This window comes from Nocardia sp. GTS18 (assembly GCF_013839555.1).
Taxonomy (GTDB): domain Bacteria; phylum Actinomycetota; class Actinomycetes; order Mycobacteriales; family Mycobacteriaceae; genus Nocardia; species Nocardia rosealba.
The window spans coordinates 103199-127806 of sequence record NZ_JACBIU010000005.1 but is presented as its reverse complement, the minus strand read 5'-3'; the positions used below and the strand labels follow the sequence as shown (position 1 = coordinate 127806).

General features: G+C 67.7%; 26 protein-coding genes. 17 read left to right on the top strand and 9 right to left on the bottom strand.

The features are described from left to right. The 5 genes from HYG95_RS08140 (at position 1) to HYG95_RS08120 (ending at position 5220) form a co-directional block, all read left to right on the top strand. The gene (locus HYG95_RS08140; protein WP_181697387.1) at positions 1-1656 is read left to right on the top strand and encodes an ABC transporter ATP-binding protein; all 1656 of its coding nucleotides are present in this window, start codon (positions 1-3) and stop codon (positions 1654-1656) included. Between the two features lie 119 nt (positions 1657-1775). Beyond that, the gene (locus HYG95_RS08135) at positions 1776-2831 is read left to right on the top strand and encodes an ABC transporter permease (RefSeq protein WP_255495083.1); all 1056 of its coding nucleotides are present in this window, start codon (positions 1776-1778) and stop codon (positions 2829-2831) included. After that, entirely contained in the window at positions 2828-3754 is a 927-nt protein-coding gene (locus tag HYG95_RS08130) for an ABC transporter permease (RefSeq protein WP_181697386.1), read from the top strand. The genes HYG95_RS08135 and HYG95_RS08130 overlap by 4 nt, the downstream gene beginning before the upstream one ends. Before the next feature lie 24 nt (positions 3755-3778). Next, a complete protein-coding gene (locus tag HYG95_RS08125) occupies positions 3779-4759 on the top strand; it encodes an ornithine cyclodeaminase family protein (protein WP_181697385.1) in 981 nt (326 codons plus the stop codon). Further along, positions 4756-5220 carry a nucleoside deaminase gene (locus HYG95_RS08120; protein WP_181697384.1) on the top strand — a complete coding sequence of 155 codons (465 nt, stop codon included), beginning with the start codon at positions 4756-4758 and terminating at the stop codon, positions 5218-5220. The genes HYG95_RS08125 and HYG95_RS08120 overlap by 4 nt, the downstream gene beginning before the upstream one ends. Positions 5221-5224: 4 nt before the next feature. On the opposite strand, the gene HYG95_RS08115 is transcribed toward HYG95_RS08120, so the two are convergent. The 3 genes from HYG95_RS08115 to HYG95_RS08105 all read right to left on the bottom strand — a co-directional run bounded on the left by HYG95_RS08115 (position 5225) and on the right by HYG95_RS08105 (position 8382). Continuing rightward, positions 5225-6607, bottom strand: coding sequence for an MFS transporter (locus HYG95_RS08115; RefSeq protein WP_220139185.1), 1383 nt, complete (start codon positions 6605-6607; stop codon positions 5225-5227). A gap of 79 nt (positions 6608-6686) precedes the next feature. After that, a complete protein-coding gene (locus HYG95_RS08110) occupies positions 6687-7958 on the bottom strand; it encodes an RNA polymerase sigma factor (RefSeq protein WP_181697383.1) in 1272 nt (423 codons plus the stop codon). Between the two features lie 4 nt (positions 7959-7962). Continuing rightward, positions 7963-8382 carry a YciI family protein gene (locus tag HYG95_RS08105; protein WP_181697382.1) on the bottom strand — a complete coding sequence of 140 codons (420 nt, stop codon included), beginning with the start codon at positions 8380-8382 and terminating at the stop codon, positions 7963-7965. 185 nt (positions 8383-8567) lie between these two features. Between HYG95_RS08105 and HYG95_RS08100 the strand changes: the two genes are divergently transcribed. Next, positions 8568-9350 (top strand): crotonase/enoyl-CoA hydratase family protein, encoded by a 783-nt coding sequence (locus HYG95_RS08100; protein WP_370465728.1) that lies wholly within the window; start codon positions 8568-8570, stop codon positions 9348-9350. Here the strand turns inward: HYG95_RS08100 and HYG95_RS08095 are convergent, their stop codons facing one another. Beyond that, positions 9351-10169 carry a hypothetical protein gene (locus HYG95_RS08095; protein WP_181697381.1) on the bottom strand — a complete coding sequence of 273 codons (819 nt, stop codon included), beginning with the start codon at positions 10167-10169 and terminating at the stop codon, positions 9351-9353. A gap of 111 nt (positions 10170-10280) precedes the next feature. Here HYG95_RS08095 and HYG95_RS08090 point away from each other — a divergent pair, with 111 nt between their 5' ends. Further along, on the top strand, positions 10281-10982 hold the full coding sequence (locus tag HYG95_RS08090) for a class I SAM-dependent methyltransferase (protein WP_181697380.1): 702 nt from the start codon (positions 10281-10283) through the stop codon (positions 10980-10982). Positions 10983-10993: 11 nt separating this feature from the next. Here the strand turns inward: HYG95_RS08090 and HYG95_RS24715 are convergent, their stop codons facing one another. Together HYG95_RS24715 and HYG95_RS08085 are read right to left on the bottom strand one after the other, a co-directional pair. Beyond that, positions 10994-11116 (bottom strand): hypothetical protein, encoded by a 123-nt coding sequence (locus HYG95_RS24715; RefSeq protein ID WP_255284010.1) that lies wholly within the window; start codon positions 11114-11116, stop codon positions 10994-10996. 270 nt (positions 11117-11386) lie between these two features. Then, on the bottom strand, positions 11387-12013 hold the full coding sequence (locus tag HYG95_RS08085; protein WP_067488834.1) for a TetR/AcrR family transcriptional regulator: 627 nt from the start codon (positions 12011-12013) through the stop codon (positions 11387-11389). Between the two features lie 139 nt (positions 12014-12152). Between HYG95_RS08085 and HYG95_RS08080 the strand changes: the two genes are divergently transcribed. Together HYG95_RS08080 and HYG95_RS08075 are read left to right on the top strand one after the other, a co-directional pair. After that, complete coding sequence (locus HYG95_RS08080; RefSeq protein ID WP_181697379.1) at positions 12153-13079, top strand: metal-dependent hydrolase; 927 nt, start codon at positions 12153-12155, stop codon at positions 13077-13079. Between the two features lie 12 nt (positions 13080-13091). Beyond that, complete coding sequence (locus tag HYG95_RS08075) at positions 13092-14246, top strand: hypothetical protein (protein WP_181697378.1); 1155 nt, start codon at positions 13092-13094, stop codon at positions 14244-14246. A gap of 25 nt (positions 14247-14271) precedes the next feature. On the opposite strand, the gene HYG95_RS08070 is transcribed toward HYG95_RS08075, so the two are convergent. Beyond that, positions 14272-15276: an oxygenase MpaB family protein gene (locus tag HYG95_RS08070; protein WP_181697377.1), complete on the bottom strand. Its 1005-nt coding sequence runs from the start codon at positions 15274-15276 to the stop codon at positions 14272-14274. A gap of 270 nt (positions 15277-15546) precedes the next feature. Here HYG95_RS08070 and HYG95_RS08065 point away from each other — a divergent pair, with 270 nt between their 5' ends. From HYG95_RS08065 to HYG95_RS08050, 4 genes are read left to right on the top strand one after another with little or no spacing between them, the layout of a single operon-like run. Then, on the top strand, positions 15547-17193 hold the full coding sequence (locus HYG95_RS08065) for an AMP-binding protein (protein ID WP_370465720.1): 1647 nt from the start codon (positions 15547-15549) through the stop codon (positions 17191-17193). After that, a complete protein-coding gene (locus HYG95_RS08060) occupies positions 17190-18485 on the top strand; it encodes a CdaR family transcriptional regulator (RefSeq protein WP_255495066.1) in 1296 nt (431 codons plus the stop codon). The genes HYG95_RS08065 and HYG95_RS08060 overlap by 4 nt, the downstream gene beginning before the upstream one ends. Before the next feature lie 35 nt (positions 18486-18520). Beyond that, complete coding sequence (locus HYG95_RS08055) at positions 18521-19285, top strand: DJ-1/PfpI family protein (protein WP_370465727.1); 765 nt, start codon at positions 18521-18523, stop codon at positions 19283-19285. Then, a complete protein-coding gene (locus HYG95_RS08050; protein ID WP_255495065.1) occupies positions 19282-20022 on the top strand; it encodes an oxygenase MpaB family protein in 741 nt (246 codons plus the stop codon). Before HYG95_RS08055 ends, HYG95_RS08050 begins: the two co-directional genes overlap by 4 nt. Before the next feature lie 26 nt (positions 20023-20048). Here HYG95_RS08050 and HYG95_RS08045 read toward each other — a convergent pair whose 3' ends face one another. Further along, positions 20049-20897 carry an oxygenase MpaB family protein gene (locus HYG95_RS08045; RefSeq protein WP_181697375.1) on the bottom strand — a complete coding sequence of 283 codons (849 nt, stop codon included), beginning with the start codon at positions 20895-20897 and terminating at the stop codon, positions 20049-20051. Positions 20898-20943: 46 nt separating this feature from the next. Next, on the bottom strand, positions 20944-22107 hold the full coding sequence (locus HYG95_RS08040) for a thiolase family protein (RefSeq protein WP_181697374.1): 1164 nt from the start codon (positions 22105-22107) through the stop codon (positions 20944-20946). 358 nt (positions 22108-22465) lie between these two features. Between HYG95_RS08040 and HYG95_RS08035 the strand changes: the two genes are divergently transcribed. The 4 genes from HYG95_RS08035 to HYG95_RS08020 are packed head-to-tail and all read left to right on the top strand — an operon-like array spanning position 22466 to position 24600. Beyond that, positions 22466-22690 (top strand): hypothetical protein, encoded by a 225-nt coding sequence (locus tag HYG95_RS08035; RefSeq protein ID WP_181697373.1) that lies wholly within the window; start codon positions 22466-22468, stop codon positions 22688-22690. Further along, positions 22690-22887 carry a hypothetical protein gene (locus HYG95_RS08030; RefSeq protein ID WP_181697372.1) on the top strand — a complete coding sequence of 66 codons (198 nt, stop codon included), beginning with the start codon at positions 22690-22692 and terminating at the stop codon, positions 22885-22887. Before HYG95_RS08035 ends, HYG95_RS08030 begins: the two co-directional genes overlap by 1 nt. After that, positions 22884-23735 carry an ABC transporter permease gene (locus HYG95_RS08025; protein ID WP_181697371.1) on the top strand — a complete coding sequence of 284 codons (852 nt, stop codon included), beginning with the start codon at positions 22884-22886 and terminating at the stop codon, positions 23733-23735. The genes HYG95_RS08030 and HYG95_RS08025 overlap by 4 nt, the downstream gene beginning before the upstream one ends. A 28-nt stretch (positions 23736-23763) precedes the next feature. Continuing rightward, positions 23764-24600 (top strand): ABC transporter permease, encoded by an 837-nt coding sequence (locus HYG95_RS08020; protein WP_220139209.1) that lies wholly within the window; start codon positions 23764-23766, stop codon positions 24598-24600. The last annotated feature ends 8 nt before the right edge of the window (positions 24601-24608 follow it).

The following is a 24608-nucleotide window of genomic DNA, read 5'->3' as shown; positions in this document are numbered from 1 at the left end:
ATGAGCACTCCCGCATTGACCTTGCACGGGGTCGGAAAGAGCTTCGGCGCGGTCCGGGCATTGCACGACGTGGACGTCACCGTCGAATCCGGCACCGTCCACTGCGTTCTCGGCGAGAACGGCGCGGGCAAGTCGACGCTGTGCAATCTCGTGTTCGGTGGCTACCCCGCGGATACCGGACGAATCGAACTGGGCGGCAATGCCTTCCGTCCCGACTCGCCTGCCGCCGCGATGAGGGCGGGCGTCGCCATGGTGCATCAGCACTTCAGCCTGGTGACCACCATGACCGTCGCGGAGAATCTGCTGCTCACCCAGCACGGGTCGCGGTTGCGCCGCAGGGATCTGACCAGCCGTCTCGACGAGATCGCTAGCCGCTATCGGCTGCGCATCGATCTCGACCAGCAGGTCGCGACGATGCCGGTGGGCGCCCGGCAGAAGGTCGAGATCGTCAAGGCCCTGCTGCGCGATCCGGCGCTGATCCTGCTCGACGAACCGACGGGAGTGCTCGATCCGGCCGAGATCGACGCGTTGATCGACACCTGCCGCGCCATCGCCGCCGACGGCAAGGCCGTGGTCCTGGTGACGCACAAACTGGGCGAGGTCGCCAGGGTCGCCGATGCCGCGACGGTGCTGCGCCGTGGCACGGTCGCCGGTGGTGGACCGCTCCCCGAGACCACGATTTCCGAGTTACTCACCGCGATGGTCGGCCGCGAGGCCACCGATCTCGACCCGACCGTGGCGGCGACGATCGGCTTGGATCCGGGCGAGCCGGCCCAGGTCCTGACCGCACCCGGTTCAGCCACCTCGGTCGCCACCGACCCCACCACGAGCCCGGCTGCGGGCGAGCACAGGACCACCGGTCGACGCCGCGGCGAAACCGTCACAACGCACGAATCGAACCAGCCCGCAGCGGTCCTCACCGTCGACCGGGTGACCGTCCACCGAGCCGACGGCAGTATCGCGCTCGACGAAGCGAGCCTGGCCGTGCGGCCGGGCGAGATCGTCGGGATCGCGGGCGTCGAGGGCAACGGGCAGAGCGAGCTCGTCGCGGTGCTGGCCGGTGGCACCCCGGTGCGGGCGGGCACTGTCTCGCTCGCCGGAGCCGACATCACCACAGCGAACCCAGCCACCCGAACATCGCTCGGTCTCGGCGTCGTCCCCGAAGATCGCCACCGCGACGGCATGGTCGCCGACATGACGCTGGCCGAGAATCTTTTCCTCGGCAGTCTCGGCCGGTTCCGCCGCTTCGGCCTCCTCGACAAACAGGCCATGGGTCGCGCCGCGCAGGCCGAACTCGACCACTTCGATGTACGCGCGGCCGGTCCGTGGGTGCCGATGGGATCGCTGTCGGGCGGCAATCAGCAGAAGGTCGTGCTGGCGCGCGAACTGTCGGCGGCGAATCTGCGCTGCCTGGTCGCTGCCCAGCCGACGCGCGGATTGGACATCGGCGCAGTCGATTTCGTGCTGACGCAGCTGCGGCACGCGGCCGCGCGTGGCTGCGGCGTGCTGGTGGTATCGAGCGAGGTACCCGAACTGCTCGCCCTGTGCGACCGAATCTTCGTCGCCTATCGCGGGGAACTGGCCGGGCCCGTCGAAACCACCGATCCCGGTGCCGCACAACAGATCAGCGAATTGATGATGGGAGTCGCGGCATGAGCGCACCGGGTCGGACCACAGCGACCGAGACCCCATCTCGACCGGCGTCGCGGGGCGTTCCGCGCGGCCCCGGCAAGCTCTCCGCGGGGCACCACCCGCTCGTCGTCGCTGTCGCGGCCATGCTGGCCGCCGGAGTGATCGGACTGATCCTGGCCGCCGTCGCGGGCGCCGCCCCCGGCGCCACGATGACGGCGCTGTGGGAGGGCATGTTCGGCAGCGACTACGCGGTCGGCGCCTCGCTCAATGTCGCGGCCACGCTGATGCTGGTGGCCGTCGGGTTCACCATCGCCCACCGCGCCGGGCTGGTCAATGTCGGTGGTGAGGGCCAGATCTGCGCCGGTGGGATCGCCGCCACCGCGATCGGCACCACCCTCACCGGCACGCCCGCCGCGATCACGGTGCCAACGGTGTTGCTCGGGGCGGCGGCCGCGGGCTGGCTGTGGGCCGCGATCGCGGCGTATCTGCGGGTCGCCCGCGGCACCAGCGAGATCATCACCACGCTGCTGCTCAACTTCGTCGGCCTGGCGCTGGTGCTGCTCGTCGTGCACGAGCCCGCGCTGCTGCGTCAACCGGTGACCTCCTCGGAGACCCTGCCGCAATCCGAGCAGCTCACCGCGGCCGCACATCTGCCGCTGCTCGGCATCGAACGCTCACCCGCGACCATCGCCCTGTGGATCGCCGTGGTCGCCGCGTTCGGCACCGCGATCCTGGTGCGCCACACCGCACTCGGCACCCGCTTGCGCGCGGTCGGGCTCAATCCCGATGCGGCGGCGCGGCTGGGTTTGCCGGTCGGCCGACTACGTTTCCTCAGCCTCTCGGCAGCGGGCGCGTTCGCGGGTGGCGCGGGCGGGCTGCTGGTGGCGACGGCGCCGTTCGTCCTCGCCGAGGGGTTCTCCTCCGGATACGGGTTCTCCGGGCTGGTCGTCGGGCTGCTGGCGCGTGGCTCCCTGAGTGCCGTCGTCGCGGTGTCGCTGTTACTCGGATTCCTCGTCTCCGGCGGGATCAACCTGCAACTGGCCGCGAACGTGCCCGCCTCGACCATCGCGATCGTGGAGTCCCTGATGATCGTCTTCATCGCCGGCGCTGCCATCTGGACATCGCGAACACGCAAATACGTTGCGCCACAACCAGTTTCCGACACAAACACCCCCGAACCGGCAGGAGCGAGCCGATGAGCCTCGACACGGTCACCGACATCGCCACCAGCGGCATCGGCTTCACGCTGCCCATCCTCATCGCGGCGAGCGGTGAGCTGGTCAGCGAGCGCGCGGGCGTGCTCAACCTGAGTCTCGAGGCGATGATGCTCACCGGCGCGTTCGCGGGCGTACTCGGTGCGGTGGCCACCGGGTCGCCCGTGCTCGGCACGGCCACCGCTGTGCTGGCCGCAGTGATATTCGGTGCGCTACAGGCCGTCTGGAGTGTCGGACTGCGTGCCGACCAGATCGTCGTCGGCATCGCGAGCAACGCACTCGCCCTCGGCGCGACCACCTACGGCGCCCGCCTGCTGCTCGCCGATGGCAAAGGCCACAGCGTTCCTGGCTTCGAGGCACTGAGAATTCCTGTGTTGCACAATGTTCCGGTCATCGGTCCGGCACTGTTCGGGCAGACCGCACTCGGCTACCTGTGCATCGCCCTTGTCGCCGGGTCGGCGTTCGTGTTCTCCCGCCGCACCAAAATGGGTCTGGTGATCGACGCGATCGGCGAGGACGCCGTGGCCGCCGATCGCACCGGCCTGCCCGTGCGCGCCGTCCGCTACGGCTGCGTGCTGCTCGCCGCGTTCGCCGCGGGCCTCGGCGGTGCGCAGCTGGCGCTTTCGGAAGTGCACTCGTTCAGCGACAACATGACCGGTGGCATCGGGTATCTGGCCGTGGTCGCGGTGATCGCGGGCCGGTGGCGGGCGCTCGGCGTCATCTGGGCGTCGGTGTTCTTCGGCATCGCCCAGGCATTGCAGTTCGCGTTACCCGCGCTCGGTGTCGACGTGCCGTTCGCGCTGCTGGTGATGCTGCCGTATCTGATCGCGATCGTCGCCGTGAGCGGTCTGGTCGGTAACAGCCGCTCACCGCGCGACCTGACCGTCGCCTTCGCCCGAACCTCCTGATCCAGCGCCTCCGAGGAGCCATCGATGACTCTGATCCTGTCGCATTCCGATGTGGCCGCCCTGATCGATCGCGCGGCGGTGCTCGCCGCCGTCGAACGCGCACACGCCGACCTCGCGCTCGGCACGGCGGTAGTCCCCGCGCCGCCCGCGGTGAGTGTCGGCGCCACCGCCTTCGTGCCGATGGTCGCCGCCGCCGAAACCGCCGGCGCGGCCGCCGTGAAACTGCTCGCCGACCTCCCCGCCAACCGGGAACGTGGACTGCCGGTGCAACGCTCGGTGATCCTGGTGACCTCCGCACTCGACGGCGGCTGCGAGGCCCTCGTCGACGGCCGGCTCGTCACCGCCGTGCGTACTGCCGCCGCCAGCGCGGTGGCAACCAAATACCTTGCCAGGCAGGAGAGTTCCACACTGGGGTTGATCGGAGCCGGCGCGCTGGCGATCGAGCACACCCGCGCCGTCGCCCGGGTGCGCGACATCGAGACCGTGCTGGTCTGGTCGCGGTCCGCCGCCACCGTCGAGCGGTTCCGTGGTGCGATCGCCGACCTCGGACTCGAGGTGCGGGCGATGCCCTCACCGGAGTCGGTCACACGGGCGGCCGACGTGCTGTGCACCCTCACCCCCGCACGGGAGCCGATCGTGCGCGGTGCCTGGTTCGGCGAGGGGCTGCACGTGAACGCGGTCGGCGCCCCGCCACGCGCCGATCACCGCGAGGTCGACGGGGCTGCCATGCGCCGGGCGCGCGTGATCGTAGACTCGGTCGCGACAACGCTCACCAAGTCGGGCGACACGCTGCTGGCCATCGCCGACGGCGCGATCACCGAAACCGAGGTGGGCACCGAACTGGGCCAGGTGATTCTCGGCCGGGCGACCGGCCGGGCCGACCCAGGCGACATCACTCTGTTCAACTCGGTCGGTATCGGCCTGCAAGATCTCGTCACCGCCCGCCTGCTCATCGACAAGGCCCGCGCCGAGGGCCGCGGAACGGAAGTGGAGCTCAGCGCATGACCACACTCACCGACACCGACATCGCCTACCTGCGCCGGGCCATCGACCTCGCTGCCCAGGCGGCGGTGCTCGGTGACCGGCCGTTCGGTGCCGTCACCGTCGACCGCGACGGTACGGTGCTCGCCGAATCCGCGAACGCCGTCGCCACCACCGGCGATGTCACCACCCACGCCGAACTGGTCGCGATCACCGTCGCCTCCGCCACCGGCAAGGCGGAGGCGCTGCAAGGCGCCACCGTGTACGCCAGCGGCGAGCCGTGCCCGATGTGCGCCGCCGCGATGGTGTGGGCCCAAGTGGGGCGCATCGTGTTCGCGGCGGCGGCCTCGGAGTTCGGGCCCATCCTCGGGGCGGGACCCAGCTTCACCCTGAGCTGCGCCGACGTGGTCGCCAGCTCGAATGTGACCATCGAGGTGAGCGGGCCGCACCTCGGCGACGAGGCACTCGCGGTGTTCCGGTCCTGAGGACCTACTTCACCGGGACAGCAGGGTCCAGCCCCTCGACGAGTTCCACCGGCTCGCCGAGCTCGCGCTGTTCCTCGAGGGCTTCCGGCGTACCGGGCACCTGGGTGCCACGCAGCGACATGCCCTTGGTCTCGATGAGGAAGTAGGCCGCGATCAGACCCACCAGACACGCGCCGAACATGTAGTAGGCCGGGAACAGGTTGTCGCCGGTCAGCTCGATGAGCGACTGGTTGATCACCGGCGCGGTGCCACCGAAGATCGAGGTGGCCACGTTGTAGCCGATCGCCACACCCGCGAACCGCACGATGGTGGGGAACATGGCCGGGAAGGTCGCCGAAATGGTGGCCAGCTGCGGCGCGTAGAGCAGGCCGAGGATGGCGAAGCCGACGATGGCGCCGGTGAGCGAGGTGCCGATCAGGATGTACACCGGGATCACCGTGATCATCAGTGCCGCGCAGGAGAACAACCACATCGGCCTGCGACCGATCCGGTCCGACAGCGCACCGAGGAACGGCAGGGTCAGCAGCATCACGATCTGGCCGATCAGCGGCACGAGCAGCGCATCGGATTCCGCCATACCGATGGTGTTGCCGAGATAGGTCGGTGTGTAGCTCAGCAGCGAGTAATTCACCACGTTCAAGGCGATGACCAGACCGAAAAGAGTAAGCACCGGGCGCAGGTATTTGGTCAGCAGATCGCGATAGACCCCGACCGTTTCCTCGGTCTCGTCTTTCGCCTCGATTTCGCGGAATACCGGGGTGTCCTCGACCCGGCTGCGCAGATACATACCGATCAGGCCGAGCGGTGCGGCGATCAGGAACGGAATGCGCCAGCCCCACGATTCCATGCTCGCACCGTCGAGCACATTCACCAGCAGTAGCGCCGTCAGATTGCCGAGCGTGAAACCGGCGAGTGTGCCGACTTCGAGGAAACTGCCGTAGAAACCGCGCTTACGGTCGGGCGCGTATTCCGCCATGAACGTTGCGGCGCCGCCGTATTCGCCGCCGGCGGACAGACCCTGCACCATGCGCAGCGCGTACAGCAGGATCGGCGCGGCGATGCCGATGACCTCGTAGCTCGGGATCAGACCGACGGCGAGGGTGGAACCGGCCATCAGCATGATGGTCATCGCGAGCACGCGTTTGCGGCCGATGCGGTCGCCGAGCGGGCCCCAGATCATGCCGCCGATCGGGCGGATCAGAAAGGAGACCGCGAAACCGAGCAGCGTATAGATAACGCTGGATCCGGTACCGTCACCGGGGAAAAGCGATGCCGCGATATAGGTGGCGAGGTAGGCGTAGACGCCGTAGTCGAACCATTCGACCGCATTTCCGATCGCCGATGCACCGATTGCCCGGTGCAACACCGATTTCGATTCCTGAGACATCCACAAACCTCTCGTCGTCGCCATTCCGGACTACCCGATCGGTACGCGGACAAAACTTTACGCTTGTGTGTCGTTGTGGTCAGAGTGCCTGGAGTTTGCCCGCGAGCACGGCCTTCTCGCGGTCGTTGCGGCAGCGTCGGATCGCCTCGGTGAGCTCGCCGCGCGCCTCCTCGACGCGACCGAGGCGGATCAGCAGTTCCCCACGCACGCTCGGCAGCAGATGCGACGACGACAACGCTCCCCCGGCCGACAGCTCGTCGACGACGGCGAGGCCCGCGGCGGCTCCGGCGGCCATCGACACCGCGACGGCCCGGTTCAGTTCGACCACCGGTGAGGGCGCGAGCCTGCCGAGTGCCTCGTACAGCAGCACGATGCGCTCCCAGTTCGTCCGCTCGACCGACGGGGCGACGGCGTGGCACTCGGCGATCGCGGCCTGCAGCCCGTAGGCACCGAGCCCACGCCCGACCTGTTCGGCCTTGGCCAGGGTGGCACGGCCGCGCCGGATCGCGGTCCGATCCCAGCGATGCCGGTCCTGCTGCTCGAGCAGGACCGGTTCGCCGTCGGGTCCGGTGCGGGCAGGGAACCGGGCGGCGGTGAGTTCGAGCAGGGCGAGCAGACCGAAGACCTCGGGTTCGCCGGGCATCAGCCGCGCGAGCACCCGCGCCAGGCGCTGCGCTTCCCCGGCGAGGTCGAACCGGATCAGGTCGCCGCCGCTGCTCGCCGTCGATCCCTCGGTGAAGATCAGATAGATCACGCCGAGCACCGAGCCGAGCCGCTCGCGACGTTCGGCGAGCGGTGGCACCTCGAACGGCACCCTTGCCGCGGCGAGGGTCTTCTTGGCTCGGGTGATCCGTGCCTGCACGGTCGCGGTCGGCACCAGGCAGGCCGCGGCGATCTCGTCGCTGGTCAGACCGCCGACCACGCGCAGGGTCAGCGCCAGCCGCGCCTCGCGCGAGAGCACCGGGTGGCAGGCGATGAAGATCAGGGCGAGGACGTCGTCGTCGATCTGCTCGGGATCCCACACCGGTTCACCGGCGGGGGCCGGCTCGCCGCCGGTGAACGCACCGCCCTCGCCGAGTCCGGTGGCGAGGGCGGTGTAGCGCTCGTCCAGGGCGGCGCGACGGCGGAACGCGTCGATCGCGCGCCGTCGTCCGGTGGTGAGCAACCACCCGGCCGGATGCGCGGGCACACCGTCGCGCGGCCACGTCACCAAGGCTTCGGCCAGTGCTTCCTGGGCGAGGTCCTCGGCCATCGCGAAGTCGCCGGTGTAGCGGGCCAGCGCGCCGACGATGCGCGCCGATTCGATCCGCCACACGGCGGCGACCGCCGCACGTCCGGTGTGCTCCGTCATCGCCTCAGAGCTGTCCGGTGGACTCGCGCCAGGCCCGTTCCTTCTGAACCCAGACGTTGTCCTTGGGGAATTCGTCGATGGAGGGCACCCGCCGGATCTCGGTCTTGATGCCGGGACCGGTCATCGGCATCCGCTTGGCCCACTCGACGGCCTCTTCCTTCGATGCCACGTTGAGGATGTAGTACCCGCCGAACAGTTCCTTGGTCTCGCCGTAGGGACCGTCGGTGACCACCGGCGGCTCGGACGAGTAGTCGACGACAACGCCCTCGGCGGCGTCCTCGAGCCCTTCCGCGGCGACGAGCACGCCGGCGCGGATCAGTTCGTCGTTGAACTTGCCCATGGTGTCGAGCATCTCCTCGAAACTCACGTTCTCGAACTCGGCGAAGGCCTCGTCGGTGGCGCGCATGATCAGCATGTACTTCATGGTGTGTCTCCTTCGGGTCGGTGCCCCTGGTGGGCGCTGCGTTCATCCGTAGGTCGAACGGGCACCGCGCGAATCGACACCCGCCGGAAATTCTTTCGCGAATTTTTTTCGGAGCCTACTTGCGGCGTGGTACTTGTCGGTCGGGTTCCGTCCACGACCGGCCGGGACAACGAAGGCAGGAGTCGATCGTGAGCGCCGTTCTCGTCGAGATGCACGAGCATGTGCTCGTCGCCGTCATCAACCGGCCCGAGGCCATGAACGCGATCGACGGGGAGGTCAGCGCCCAGCTCGGCGCGGCCCTGGAACAGGCCGACAACGATCGGGCCGTGCGGGCCTTCGTCCTCACCGGCGCCGGCGACCGGGCCTTCTGCGCCGGGGCGGATCTGCGCGCACTCGGGCGCGGTGAGTCGATTCTGGCGGCCGGACACGAACACTGGGGCATCGGTGGTTACATGCGCCATCCCATCAGCAAGCCGACCATCGCGGCCGTGAACGGGCTCGCGCTCGGTGGCGGCACCGAGCTGGTGCTGGCCAGCGACCTGGCCGTCGCCGCGTCGACCGCCACGTTCGGGCTGCCCGAGGTGGCACGTGGTCTCTTCGCCGCCGCGGGTGGCGCGTTCCGGCTGCCCGAACAGCTGCCGCGCAAGGTCGCCATGGAGATGATCCTGACCGGCGAGCCGATCACCGCCGCACGCGCGTTGGAGTTCGGTCTGGTCAACCGGGTGGTTCCCGCCGACCGGGTCCTCGACACCGCGCTGGAGCTGGCCGCGCGGATCGCGGCGAACGCGCCGCTGGCGGTGCAGGCGAGTAAGCGGGTAGCGCTCGGCATCGTCGACGGCGCCCTGCCCGACGACGAAGCCTGGGACCGGTCCGACCGCGAGATCGCCGAACTCACCCGCTCGGCGGACGTCCGCGAAGGCCTGATGGCGTTCGTCGAGAAACGCAGCCCGAACTGGCAGGCTCGCTGACTACCAGCCACCCGTCATGAGGGCGGCGAGCCCCGGGGCCGGATCGAGCGCGGTGGTCACGTTGGCGACCGTGACCACCGCGAACAGCAGGCCGAGGGCTGCCGCTGCCAGGGCATAGGCACCGAGGACGCGACCGGCCGCGCCTGCGCGACGCCGCCACAGCACGACACCGAGCCCGAGGAGTCCGGCCGACGCCACCGCAGCGAGCACGGCCATCGCGACGTGATAGCGCGCGAAGTCCTCGACCATCACCTCCAGCGGCGCCGGACCACCGGGGTAGCTGTCGAGCCCCTGCCCCACCTCGGTCAGTACCCCGGCCGGCGGCGCGTCGGCCGCACCGTCGACCGCCATCGGCAGCAAGGACGCGAACGGTGTCACGGCCCCTTGAATATTGGCGAGCACCGCCACCCCGGCTACCGCGAGCACCAGCGTGGTGATCACCCCCGCCACCGCGAACATCGTTCGCTTCGGCTGCCGGGTACCCAGCGAGGACCGCCACAGCATCACCCCGAGCGCGACGAGCACGATCGACCACAGGAACGCCACCGCCGCCTTCACGAGGTGGTACCAGAACCAGTAGTCCACCGCCGCCTGCAGCTCGGGCGTGAATTCCGCCTGTCCTGCTTGCCAATACGTGACGAACGCGGACCGGAATCCCGCGCGCAGTGCGTGCTCGTCGGCGAAATCGGCACCGGGCAACCACCCCGCCACGACGGGCGGCGCGAGCACGAACGCGACGGCGAGCACAATCGCCGCGCCGAGGGCAACGACGAGGCGACGGGCCGCGACCGCGCCCGATTCTTCGAAGACGGTGGACACGGTCACTCCCTGCTCGGTACGGGTGTTCGACGACCATTGTGACCGCGACGTGGCATCATGGCCGCTCGAACGGACGGACTCACACATTTCGATGAATTGAGGGGACCGAGCGTGACCAGCAGCAATTTCGCCTACACCGGGTGCGACAACCTCGAGGTGATGGCCGAAGCGATCAACTACAACAAATTTCTCCTCGACTGCGTCGAAAACCATGTCACCACACCGGATCTGCGAGTGCTCGATTTCGGCGCGGGGCAGGGCACCTACGCCGATCTGCTCGCCGAACGCGAGATCTTCCCCGAGTGTCTCGAACCCGACCCCGACCTGCAGAAGGTGCTGCTGGCGAAGGGCTACAAAGTCGTCGATTGCGAGACCGAACCGCCCGAGGCCGAAAAATACGGACTCATCTACTCTTTCAACGTTTTCGAGCACATCAAGAACGACCAGGAAGCCGCCGAACACCTGGCGTCACTGCTGCGGCCCGGTGGCACGATGGTGATCTACGTGCCCGCGCTCGAGATGCTGTTCTCCTCGATGGATGTGAAAGTCGAGCACTACCGCCGTTACCGGCGCACGCAGCTGAACCGGATTCTGCGCAATGCCGGGCTCGAGGTGGTGGATTCGCGCTACTGCGATCCGATCGGGTTCTTCGCCACCATGGCCTACAAGCTGCTCGGCAACGACGACGGCAGCATCAATGTGCGCGCGCTCAAGCTCTACGACCGGGTCGTCTTCCCGCTCAGCAAGGCCCTGCAGTCGGTGACCGGCAAGCTGTTCGGGAAGAACGTCCTGGTCGTGGCGAGAAAACCCTGAGCCGGAAACGCTCAGCGGGGCGGATTGCCCGTCCATTCGGGCTCGTCCGGCGGCTTGGGTCCACCGCGCGTCTTGCGCCACAGCACGACGGCCGCCACCACGACGACCACGGCGAGAATCACCAGAATCTCCATATCCGCTGCCTACCCGGTGAATCCGTCCTCAACCAGCCACGGCGAACCACGTTTGAGCCGTCACCCAGCGGGAACCACCCTGATGTGGTGCTCGACCGGCCCGTTGTACGAGGCGCCGAACGGTCCGGGAGAGCAATGTTTTTCGGTCACGGTGTCGACACCGGTGCACCCGCGGGGTCGGGCCGACGCTCCACCGCGATGCCAACGACGTCATCGCACGGAGTCCTCGTCGGCCGCCCCCGCGGGACACGCCAGAAAACAGCAGCGGCCTCAGCGCTCGAGGAATTGTCCGGCCGCGGTCTGAGCGCTGATGGCCGTGCCCATCCACCGCCGCAGGTAACGGCGTAGTTCGTCGTCGGTGCGCGGCGGGTCACCGGGCGACAAGAAGAACGACTGCATCGTCCGCAGGACGTATTCGACCAGTTCCCGCAGCGCCTGCTCGTCGTAGCCGTGCGCGGCCCAGTCCACGTCGAACCGCCGGATCATGGTCATGCCGAAGGCCTGCGCCTCCTCGGAGGTGAGGCTGTCCGGGCGGACGTTGGAGTAGGAACTCGACAGCAGGATGCCAAGGTGCGGTGTGCGGCGCACCTCGGCCAGCGTGTAGACCACCGCCTCGACCATCGCCTCCACCGGATCACCGAGCCCGCGCACCTGCGCCGCGAGCCGGTCGAGGAAACCCTCCACCGACGCCATCGCGGCGGCCGTCATCAGCGCGTCGGCGCTCGGAAAGTACCGGTAGACCGTCTGCCGGATGACACCGAGCGATTCCGCGACATCGGCGATGCTGATCTCCGCCCCGGTGCGCCCGATCAATTCGACTGCCGCCGCGACGATCCGGCGCGTCGCCTCCGCGTCGTCCCCCGGCGGACTACCGCCCCATCCCCGTCTGCGCGCCACCCGGTGGACGCTAGCACAAGCGCAGGTCACAGCGGATTCCGCCAAAGTAATCATACAGACGAACGTACAGTCGTATGATTACCTCACCCAACCGAGTGGCGGCCGGACCGGCGCACGCCCGAACAACGAGGTACTCACCGTGACCGAACTTCACGTCCGCAAGATGGATTTCGCGTTCGCCGACTACGACGTGCCGTTTCTGTGGAACCCACAGAACCCGGCGTTCTCCTCGATGGCCAACGCCGTCTCGTTCCTGGCGATCGGCTTCGAGAAGATGATCGTGCAGCTCATCAACCAGGCGAAACCACAGATCACCGACCCCGAGGTGGCCGAGGAGGCCGACGCGTTCATGCGTCAGGAGGGTCAGCATTCCACCGCGCACCGCCAGCATGTGAAAGGTCTGATCCGGCGCTACCCGGGCCTGCAGCAGACCCTCGACGCGGTGATCCGCGAGTTCGACCAACTCACCGCGAGCACCCCGGTGAAGTATCGCCTGGCCTACACCGCCGACCTCGAGGCCACCTTCACCCCGGTGTTCAAGCTGATGCTCGACAACGACTCCACGTTGTTCGCCCCCGGTGACGACCGGGTGGCCTCGCTGTTCATCTGGCATTTCGTCGAGGAGGTCGAGCACCGCAGTTCGGCGCTGATCATCTTCAACTCGGTCGTGAACAGCGAGCTGTACCGGATGCGGGTGGCGCCGTCGGTGTTCCGGCACGTGCTGCGGGTGATCCGGGTGGCCTGCGCGGGCTTCAACGAACATGTGCCACTGGAAGACCGGCAGGTCGACGCGTTGTCGATGTTCGCGAGCTACCGCAATCAGCAGACCCTGCGCCGCCTGCTGCCCGGCCTGCGCCCCGCCGACAACGGCACGATGCCGCGCGCCTTCGACGATCTGGGCCTGAAGGAACAACTCGTCGCCCTGGGCGGGATCATCCGCAGCCAGACGCCGGGGCACAACCCCGCACACGAGAAGCTGCCCGACCTGGCCGGTGAGTGGTTCCGCCGCTACGACGAGGGCTACGACGTCACCCGCTGGTACACCGCCGATTCCGTGAGCTCCTAGAAGGGCCGACCCATGGCCGAACACTGTTCCCCCACCTTCGCCGACCTCGCGGTCCAACTCGGCTTCTCCTGTGAGGAGGCCGGTGGACTCGTCGAGTTCCGCAGCCCGTTCGGGCTGGAGAACTGGACCCTGCCCGTTCTCGAACTGACCATCGTGCTCGGTGCGGTGCTGGCGCTCTGGTTCGCGATCGTCCGCCTGCGCCGCCACGGCGACCCGACCAACCTCGTCCTGTGGTTCGGCGCGACCGCGTACCTGTTCATCATCGAGCCGCCGCTGTACTTCCCCGCCGCGTTCGGCATCGAGGACCACGTCGACACGATGTTCGCGCACAACGTGTTCACCGTCGACTTCCTGTGGGGCCGCCTGCCGATCTACATCATCGCGATCTATCCGCTGATGGCGACGATGGCCTTCGGCCTGGTGCGCATGCTCGGCATCTTCCGCCGGTTCGGCGTGCTGATCGGCGCCACCTGCGTCGGCTTCGTGCACCACGCCTTCTACGAGATCTTCGACCACCTCGGGCCGCAACTGCGCTGGTGGGAGTGGTCGGTGGACAATCCGATCAACCAACCGATGTTCGATTCGGTACCGATGGGCAGCGTGGTGGTGTTCGCCGCGTTGTGGCCGATGTCGCTGGCGTTCTGCGTGCAGTACTTCGTCGGACGGCATGTCGACGCGGGCAAGCGGTTCACGGGCATCGAATTGACCGGGCGCACTGTGGTCATCGGCCTGCTCGCCTCGGTGGGCACCTTCGTGCTGCCGCTTCCGGCGACCGTGCTCGGCATGAGCAGCACCACGGTGCGCGGGGTGGTGTACGCACTGGAACTGGCGGTGCTGATGGTCGTCGCCTCGGTCGTCATGGTCCGCCAGTGGTCGGACCTGCGCCGGGGCACCACCCCGGACCCCGGCTACACCGACCCCTTCGTCCAGCGCTTCGCGACCTTCTATCTACTGGTCTTCGCCGGTCTCTGGCTCGCCGCCCTCCCCGATTTCTTCGCGGCGACCGACGGCGAGACCGGCAACGGCGACCCCATCGGCAACCTCTGGTACACCGCCGCCTGCTTCGTCGTCGCCGTGTTGTCGATCGCGGCGACCTACACGCTGCCTGCCGGCCGATCGGCCGACCCCGGCACCTCGGCTCCGACGGCCTCGGAGGTGCGGAGCTGACCGATGCGACGACGTGCGGCCCGCCTCAGATGAGCGGTTTCTGCTTGCGGATGCGGCGCCGCACGTCACGCATCATCGAGTGGGTACCGGCGAACCGGATGAATTTCGGGATGAACCGGTTGACGAAACCGACGAACAGGAAGAGGTTCTCGAACCGGCGCTGGTCGGATTCGCTCCATTCGATCCCCATCTGCTCGCGGAAGTGCGGTGGCAGGAATCCGGAGGTCAGAAACTCCAGGAGGCCGCCGAACAGCAGCCGCAGCGACCAGTGGATCATCCGCAGGTGCACGAGATCGTCGATGTAGGCACGGAATTCGTCGTCGCAGACCACCTGCTCGCACGCCTCGAGCCAGTACTCGTCGAAGTCGGCGCGGGTCTTGGGCCACATGTCGGGGTGGACCTGCAGGGTCGTACCGAAGGTGTCGGCGCCTTGATAGAACGCTTCCAGCTCTTCCTCGGTCATCTTGCCGCACAGCAACTGGTGGGTGTCCTCGAAGCCGATGTAGATGGCGGCGGCGACGTAGAGCTGCAGATTGCGGTCGAAGGCGTTGTACTTCACCTTGGATTCAGGCCGGGACCTGACCTGCCGATGCGCGACGTTCACCGCCTCGCGCATCGCCTTCTTGTCCTCGTCGGTGCCGAGGATGGCCACCGCAAGGTAGGCGGAGGTGGTGCGCAGCCGCTTCCACGGGTGCACCATGAGGGCACCGGATTCCACCTGGCTTTCCATGACACCGGCGGCCACACCCTGATGGGCGAACTGCATCGCCACGTTCGCGGCCGCACCGGCGAACATCCAGAAGTCCAGGGCGTCGGCCAGCCGGGCGGGCCGCTTGCGCGGTGATCGGTAGGTGTCGGGGATGTGAATGCGTACCCGGTCGAGGGTCAGCTCGCGGGGAACCGGCGCGAGTCCCGATCCCGTGGCCGGTCCGGCGGTGGGTCGCCAGTGCCCGCCCGGACTCTCGTCGACATATCCCTCGCTGTTCGGGTCCGAGTAGTCGGGTTCGCCGGGCTTCGTTGCCGTGGTCATCGTCATCCTTTCCCAGAGGCGTCTCGCCCCGGAATCTCGCGAGCGCGGATCACCGCCGAGCACGCCTCGACGTCGAGCTTATGTTACTGACAATTCTTACGTCTTCGGGCCAGTTTGCATCGAACCCGACCGGACTCTCATTGCGCCATGTCGGCCGCTCTCGCGATTTCCACGAATAAGTTACCCGCAATTCTCGCGACTGCTAGGCTGGCTTCCATTCCGCCTAGCCGGCGGCAGCTCCTTGCCGACGACCGACCCTCGGAGGTATCCGTGCCGTCCGTCTCCTTCGCACCGACCGAGGTCGTCCGCGCCGTTGCCGACTCCCTGGCCGCCGCCGCTGTCCTGCACCGACGCGGCGCGATCGAACTCCGGCACCCGATCGAGCTCTTACGGACGGCCCGTGACGCCGCCGCTCTCGGTCCGGCCGTGACCACGCTGGCGCACGCCACCCGCGTCGCGAGTTCGGCCACCGCACTGATCGACGACCGCGGACCGATCACCTTCGAACAGCTCGATCACGCCTCCAACCGCCTCGCCAACGGCCTGGCCGCGCAAGGGGTCACGGCCGAGACAGTGGTCGGCGCGTTGTGCCGCGACCACCGCGGCTTCATTCTGTCGCTGCTGGCAGCGGGCAAGCTCGGCGCACGCATCGTCCTGCTCAACACCGGCATGGCAGGCCCGCAACTGCGCACAGTCGTGGAGCGCGAGCGGATCGAAATGTTGCTCGTCGACGCCGAGTTCGCCGACCTGTTCGACGATCTCGCGCGCGAGGTGCCGATCATCCTCACGCGTGCGGGCGACACCAATCGGCCGGGGCGGCCGACGATCCATGCCGTCGCGGCGTGGCACTCCGGCGTTCCACTGCCCGCGCCTGCCTCGACCGGTGGCATCGTCGTGCTCACCAGTGGCACCACCGGAACACCGAAAGGTGCTCCGCGCGGCAAGGTTTCGCCGTTGCAGTCGGCACAGTTCCTGGACCGCATCCCGCTACCCAAGGCGAGCACCATCGTGCTCGCCGCGCCCCTGTTCCACGGCACCGGCCTGTCGCAGCTGATCCTGGGCTGGGCGCTCGGCAACGCGGTGGTGCTGTTGCCGGACCGGTTCGATCCGCGCAACACCCTTGCCGCCGTCGCCCGCCACCGCGCGAGCGCGCTCGTCCTGGTTCCGACCATGCTGCAGCGCATCGTCGATCTGGGGGAAGAGGTGCTGGCCGAATACGACACCTCCACGTTGACGGTGATCTTCTCGGCAGGATCGGCACTGGCACCGGACCTGAGCCGGCGCACCGCACAGCATTTCGGCGAGGTGCTCTACAACCTCTACGCCTCCACCGAGGTCGCCGTGGCCGCCGTCGCGACACCGCAGGATCTGCGCGAGGCGCCGGGCACGGTCGGGCGCCCGCCCGTGGGCTGCCGGGTCGCGATCTACGACGAGCAACGCCGCCGGATCACTACGCCGGGCGTGGTCGGGACCGTCTTCGTCACCAGCGGCCTCAGCTTCAGCGGCTACACCGACGGCACCGGCAAGGAGATGATCGACGGGCTGTGCTCGAGCGGCGATCTCGGCCATGTCGACGCCGAGGGCAGGTTGTTCATCGACGGACGTGACGACGACATGATCGTCTCCGGCGGGGAGAACGTCTACCCGCTCGAGGTCGAGAACCTGCTCGTCGACCGGCCCGACATCTTCGAGGCGGCCGTCGTCGGCGTCGCCGACCGCGATTTCGGGCAGAGCCTGCGAGCCTATGTGGTGCGTGCCCCGGGCGCCGCGTGCACCGAGCGCGAGGTGAAGGAGTACGTGCGCACAACCCTTGCGCGACACAAGGTTCCCCGCGAGGTGCGGTTCGTCGACGCCCTGCCGCGCAATGCCACCGGCAAAGTCCTGCGACACCGACTGGAAGCCGTGGACACACCATGACGATCCGAGAACCACAGACGGCACCACCGCTCAGGCCGGCTTCAGCACTCGGCCGCACCCACGGCGCCGCGGGTGGCGCCATCGAGGAGGATCCGGCGATGCCGCTCGACCTGGCCGACCGACCACTGCGGTGTGCGCAGCCCGATGTCGCCGTCATGACCGGACGGGTCGTCAGCTACTTCGTCCGCGACCTCGCCAGGCGCCGTGCGCTGCTCGGTGATGCGATCTCGGACGAGATCACCGCGGCCACCGGCATGTGTGCGCGCATCGGCCGGGGCATCGTCGACGACGAGGATGTCGCGGGCGAACTCGACTGGCTCACGACCGCCGCGGCCGTCTGGGCCAGGGAAGGGCTGTCGATCGAGGACATCCTCCGTGCCTTCCACGAGGCGCTGTGGGCGAGCGTGGACACGGTGTTCTCGCCCCGCAACGGTGATGACGACGACACGCTCGCCCAGGGGCTGCGAGCATCCGTACGACTGTCGAATCTCCTGTCCACCACGATGATCAGCGCGTACTTGCGCGAATACCGCGTGGTCGCAGGCGAACACCACACCGCGATGCGCACCGTCACCTCGGCGCTGCTGGCCGGCCGCGCGACGACGACGATGGCCCGGGAGTCGGGCGTGCACATCGCGGACGGTTATCGGGTGCTCGCCGTGTCGATTCCCCGCAGATCCCCGGAGCAGTGGCAGACCGGCGACACGGCACGGCGACGACTCCACCGCGTCCACAAGGCACTGGAGCGCCACATCGATACCGCTCTCGCGATGCTGTCGTCCGACGGCGGCACCATCCTGATCCCCGGTGACGACACCGATGATGTCCGATTCGACAGCCTCGTCGAAACACTCTCGACCGCTGCGCGCGCCAAGATCACCGCGGCCGTGGTCGTCAGCGGGACCGCCGACATTCCCGACGCGGCACAGCTCGCACACGAACTTCTCGACATCGCGGGCCGACTCCGCTATCCACCTGCGCTCTACCGATTCGAAGACCTCGCGCTCGAATACCAGCTCACCCGGCCCGGACCCGGCCTGGCCGAACTCGGCGAATTGCTCGCACCGCTCGACGATCATCCCGCGTTGTCCAAGACCGTCCGGGTGCTCGTCGCCAACAATATGAATCGCCAGCGCACCGCGCGGCAGCTGCACGTGCACACCAACACCATCATCTACCGGCTCGGCCGGATCGCGGCCTTGACCGGGATCGATGCGACCGGCGCCACCGGACTCTGGCAGCTGAAGTCGGCCATGGTCGCCCGCGCGTTCCACGCCGATAAACGGTGGTGAACCACTTGCAAATCGCCGTGCTGATTTACCCGGGCATGACCGCACTGGACGCGATAGGCCCGTACGAGGTCCTCCGGTTCATGCCGGCGACGAGCATCCGATTCGTCTGGCATGAGGTCGGTCCGATCGTCACCGACAGCGGCAGTCTCCTGCTCGGCGCGACCCACACGCTCGACGAGACGGTGCATCCCGACATCGTCGTCGTGCCCGGCGGCCCCGCCGCCACGGTGGTCGCGACGGACGAACAAGTGCTGGCCTGGCTTCGCCGAGTCCACGAGACATCGACCTGGACGACGTCGGTCTGCACCGGCGCGCTGATCCTCGCCGCCGCGGGCCTGCTCGACGGCCGACCTGCCACCACCCACTGGGCGGCTCAGCGAGCCCTCGCCACACTCGGTGCCCACCCCCGACCCGGCCAACGGTTCGTCCACACCGACCGAATCGCCACCGCCGCAGGCGTTTCCGCGGGGATCGATCTGGCGCTCTGGCTGGTCGGCAGAATGTGCGGCACCGAGCGGGCCCGGATCATTCAGCTGGACATCGAGTACGACCCCGCACCGCCCTTCGACATGCCACGACCGACCGAAACATCGGCATCGATCCGTCGCGCGGCCCTCGGCGATCAATGGCGGCTCGGCCTGAGCTCCGGGATGGCACCCCAGATCGCCGGCTCGGTGCCGTTGCTGTTGTGGCGCACGGCGATACGCAGGATCCGGCGCGGCACCACCGCGAAGGCCGAGCTCGCGGTGCACGACCTCCCGCGCAGCACATCCGAGCTACCGGCCGACGGTGGTCGATGATGTCGCGGCAGCTCGCCTCGACAGATTCGCTGTTGCTTCGCTATCTGGGCGATCGGCGTTTCGTGCTTGCCCTGCCCCGGGCGGTCACCCTGCAGGTTCTGCATCCGGCGATCGCGGCCGGCCTCGTCGATCATGTGTCCTACCGACTGTGGTGGCACAAGCAACGTTCCGTCTCACAGATGATCCGGCTGGCCTACACCGGTGCGGACGCCCGCTTCGTGATCCGCGCCGCGCACGAACACGTCAAAGGTCGTGACGACCTCGGGCACCGATACCACGCGTTGCATCCCGAGGTCTTCCACTTCCAGCACGCCACCTACGTGGAGACTCTGTTCACCGCCGTCGACACGTTCATCCGCCCGATGTCGGCCGACGAGCACGAACGGCTCTACGCCGAATGCTGCGAGTGGTACCGGCGATACGAGCTGTCGACCCGCCCCATGCCGACCACCTGGGCCGACTTCCGCACGTACTTCGATCAGGCTTGTTCGACGATGTTGCAGGTAACCGCAGCCACCGATACCCTTGCGCCGCAGGCACTCCGGCCCGACGCCTGGCTGCCGCGGTTCACGCCGAACGCCGCGATCCCCGCGCTGCTGCACGATCAGGCCGCGCGACTGCTCGGTCTCACGGTGACCCGCAAGGACCGCCTCGCCCTCCGCGCCTACGCCACGACGCTGCGTGGCGCGGGCCATCTGACGCCTCGTGCGGTTCGCTGTCTGCCGGTCGCTCGGTAGCAGTCCACGGATCCGCGGCAGGCCGCTCACACCAACGGCATGCCGCGCGCCTGTCGGCGGCGCATGTCGTGCAGATATGTCTCGAAGGGGTAGAGCCGCCAGGATTCGGGGAGCACCGATAGCACGCGGCCGATCGCCCGCATCGTGATCTCGAACGCGCGCTGCTTGCGACCACTCCACGGCAACCCGAGTTCATCGCGAAAGTGTTGCGGCAGAAAGCCGGTGGTGAAAAACCTGTTCACCCGGCGGAACAGGAGTCGCTCCCACGGCCGGTAGGGGCCCATGTCGACCACCTGGCTCACCAGATATTCGCGTACCTCGTCGTCCAAGGAGAGGCCGGGGAGCATGGACTCCCAATATTCGGCGAAAGCGGAACGATCCGGGGGCCAGAGTTCCTGGGGCACCTGCAGCGTTGTCCCGAATCTCGCCGATTCCGAGTACAACTCGTCCGCCGACTCCTCGTCCAGCGCACCGAACAGGAAGGTCACCGAATCGAGGGTGCCACGGTAGAGGCAGGCCGCCACCCACAGTTGCAGCCGCGGATCGAAGGCGTTGTAGCGCACCGGGCTGTCGGGCCGGGATCGCACCTGCCGGTGCGCGGTGTTCACGGCCGCACGGAAGGCGACCCGATCTTCCTCGGTGCCGAGCATCGCGACCGCCAGGTACGTCAACGTGGTTCGTCCCCGCTTCCGTGGACGCAGATCGAAACGCCCACTGGTCACGGTGCTTTCCACGACACCGCGACCGACCGGCGCCCAGCTCAGCTGCATGATCACATTCGCGGGGCCGCCGAGAAGCGCCGCCGGACCGGCCATATAACGCCGCCGGTCGCCCGACGGTTCCGATGTTGGTACCGCTGCGGTCCGACGACGCATGACTACTCCAGGGTCTGGTTGATCACGGAATCGAGGCGCGAGCGCGTCAGAGCCGTTCGATGATGGTCGCGTTGGCCAGGCCACCCGCTTCGCACATGGTCTGCAGCCCGTACCGGCCGCCGGTCTGCTCGAGGTGGTTGACCATGGTGGCGAGCAGGCGCGTGCCCGAGGCGCCGAGCGGGTGGCCGAGCGCGATGGCGCCACCGCGCGGGTTCACCCGTTCCGGGTCGGCGCCGAGTTCGTGCTGCCACACCAGCGGCACCGGCGCGAACGCCTCGTTCACTTCGAAGGTATCGATGTCGTCGACGGTCAGCGACACGCGCTCGAGTGCCTTGCGGGTCGCCGGGACGACGGCGGTGAGCATCAGGGTCGGGTCGTCGCCGACGACCGCGAACGAATGGAACCGGGCGCGCGGGGTCAGGCCGAGCTTCGCCGCCATCGCCTCGCTCATGATGAGCGCGGCCGAGGCACCGTCGGTGAGCGGCGAGGAATTACCCGCTGTCACCGACCAGTCGATCTCCGGAAACCGTTGTCCCATCTCCTGATCGGTGAACGCGGGGCGCAGGCCGGCCAGACCTTCCACCGTGGTGCCGGACCGGATGGTCTCATCCGCGGTGAGTTCGCCCGCGGACACCAGTTCGGCATCGAACCCGCCCGCCGCTGCGGTGGCGGCTGCGAGACGATGCGAACGAGCGGCGAAATCGTCCAGCGTCGCCCGGTCCAGTTTCCACCGCGCGGCAAGGATTTCGGCCGCGATACCCTGGCCGATCAGCCCGTCGGGGTAGCGCACGGCAAGCGGACCGCGCAAGGAGTCCTTGCCCTGGGTGTTGGAGAACATCGGTGCCCGGCTCATCGACTCGACACCGCAGGCGATGGCGACGTCGTAGGCACCGGCGAGCACACCCTGAGCGGCGAAATGCACGGCCTGCTGGCTGGATCCACACTGCCGGTCGACCGTGGTGGCCGGCACGGATTCAGGGAACCCGGCGGCGAGTACCGCCGTGCGGGAGATGTTGTTGGCCTGCTCACCGCTCTGCGTCACGCAACCGCCGATCACATCGTCCACCAGGGCGGGGTCGATGCCGGTGCGGGCGACGAGCTCGGCGAGCACACCCGCGAGCAAGGTCGCCGGGTGCACCGACGAGAGCCCACCGCCTTGTTTGCCCCGCCCCGAGGGGGTGCGAACCACATCGACGATCACTGCGGACATTGTGTTCCTCCTGCACAGCCACCCCAGCGGCGACATCACCGATAAGTTACTAGCCATTCTCACCGACGACAACCAGATGAGCTCCTGGTCGACTACCTATAGGCAATCGGCGATTCTTGCGCTATGTTACCCGTAATTCTCGTCACAGCGCGAGGAATGCGTAGTAACTTAATCGGTGCAGGAGCCGTAGGTGAGCACCGTAATACCAACGCTATCCGATGATCCAGGGGAAGATCCCGAATAGCCGATTCCTTTCTCCCCACCGAACACCAAGCAACATCACTCGACCGTCAGCGACGTCAGCCGCCCACCGGCCCCCGCTGATCCACGGTCCTGCAGGAAGGAACAGCGGCACGCCATGTTGCGACGGCTGGACAGATTTCTCAGCTACGAGATGAAGGTGTCCGAATTTCTCGGAACCTTGATCATTCTCGCGATCCCCTACGGTCTCGTCGGGGTGATCTGGACCCTCACCCACACGAGCCACCTGCGCGATCTCCACGGCGCGGACCTGGTTATCTCGTTCCTCGGGTCGATCGTGTGCTGGCCGGTGCTCACCTTCGCGAATGTGACGATGACCTGATGATGGCGCTGGTCTGGGTCATCGATCTGGTGGTGACCATCGTCAAGATCCTCGGCGGACGTACCGAGGTGAATCCGGTGCTCCGATTCGGTATGTGGATCGCCGTTCTGTGCGCGTTCGGGCTCGGCCTCGCCGCCCTCGCCGGACTCGTCGTCCTGCTCGACCACTGGCTCAGCACGAGGATCGGTGCCGCATGACGTCACAACCGGCCACCGAACCGTCCGAGGTCGAACGGATCATCGACAGCGCCACCGGGCTCTGGCGACGACATCCCCAGCGATCGGTCGAGACCCTCGGCAGGCAGGTCCTGCTCGGCAGGTCCGCGATCGTGCAACTGTTCCTTTCGCTGGTGCGGCGACGATTTCCGTTCCAGGAGTTCGTGAAACAGTGCGCCTTCATGGCCAATGTCTCGGCCCTGCCGACCGTCTTCGTCGCCATTCCGGTCGCCGTGGTCGTCTCGATCCAGGTTGGTGCGCTGGTCAACCAGGTCGGTGCGACCACCTTCATCGGCGCGGTCGCCGGCCTCGGCATCATCCGTCAGGGCGCACCGCTGGTGACTTCGCTGATGATCGCGGGCGCGGTCGGTTCGGCCATCTGCGCCGACCTCGGCTCGCGCACGATCCGCGAGGAGATCGACGCGATGAAGGTGATGGGTGTCGACCCGGTGCGCAGGCTCGTGGCACCCCGCCTGGTGGCCGCGGTGGTGGTGAGCATGCTGCTGTGCGGGTTCATCGTTTTCGTCGGCTTCGCCACCGCGTACCTGTTCAATGTGTATGCCCAGCACGGCACACCGGGTTCGTTCATCAGTTCGTTCGCCTCGTTCGCGGTGGCCAACGATCTGCTGGTCGCGCTGTTCAAGGCGGCGATCTTCGGTGCGCTCACCGCGATCATCGCCTGCGATATCGGCCTGCACACCAAGGGCGGCCCCGGCGGGGTCGCGAACTCGGTGAACTCGGCGGTGGTCACCTCGGCGCTGATGCTGTTCGCGACGAACATCATCGTCACCCAGCTCTACAACGCCCTCTTCCCGGCGAAGGTGGTGTGACGTGGCCGCCGAATACATCCCACCCGCGATGCGCCCGGTGCGGGCGCTGGCCACCACGGCCAAAGTGCCGGTCCAGGCCAATCAGCGGCTCGGTCATCAGGCCATCGTGTTCTTCCAGGCGCTGCTGGCGATCCCGTTCACGCTGCGCCACTACCGCAAGGAAGTCGCCCGCCTCGTCGCCGATGTCGGCTGGGGCAACGGGTCGCTGATCGTCGGTGGCGGCACGGTAGGCGTGGTGATCGTGCTGTGCGCGTTCGGCGGCATCACCGTCGGCATGGAGTCCTACTCGGCGCTGAACCTGCTCACCATGGGCCCGCTCACCGGCGCGATCTCCGGCTTCGCGACAACCAGGGAGATCGCGCCGATCCTCGGCACGCTCGCCTTCGCCATCCAGTCGGGTTGCCGGTTCACCGCCCAGCTCGGTTCGATGCGGATCTCCGAGGAGATCGACGCGCTCGAGTCCATCGCCATCCGGCCGTTGCCGTACCTGGTGACCACCCGGATGCTCGCGGCGACCATCACCATCATTCCGCTCTATACCGTCGGTCTCGCGGTGGCCTATGTGGCGACCAAGCTGTCGGTGTTGTTCCTCGGTGGCACGACCGCGGGCACCTACGACCACTACTTCTACCAATTCCTGCTCGGCCCCGACGTGTTCTTCTCACTGCTCAAAGTGGTGGTCTTCGTGCTGATCGCCGCCTTCATCCAGTGCTACTACGGCTTCGTCGCCACCGGCGGGCCCGAAGGCGTCGGAGTGGCGGCCGGACGCGCGATCAAGATGGTCATCGTCGTCATGGTCTTCACGAATCTCTTTCTCACGCTTGCAATCTGGGGCATCGACCCCGGGTTCCGGATCTCGGGATAGGTCGATCG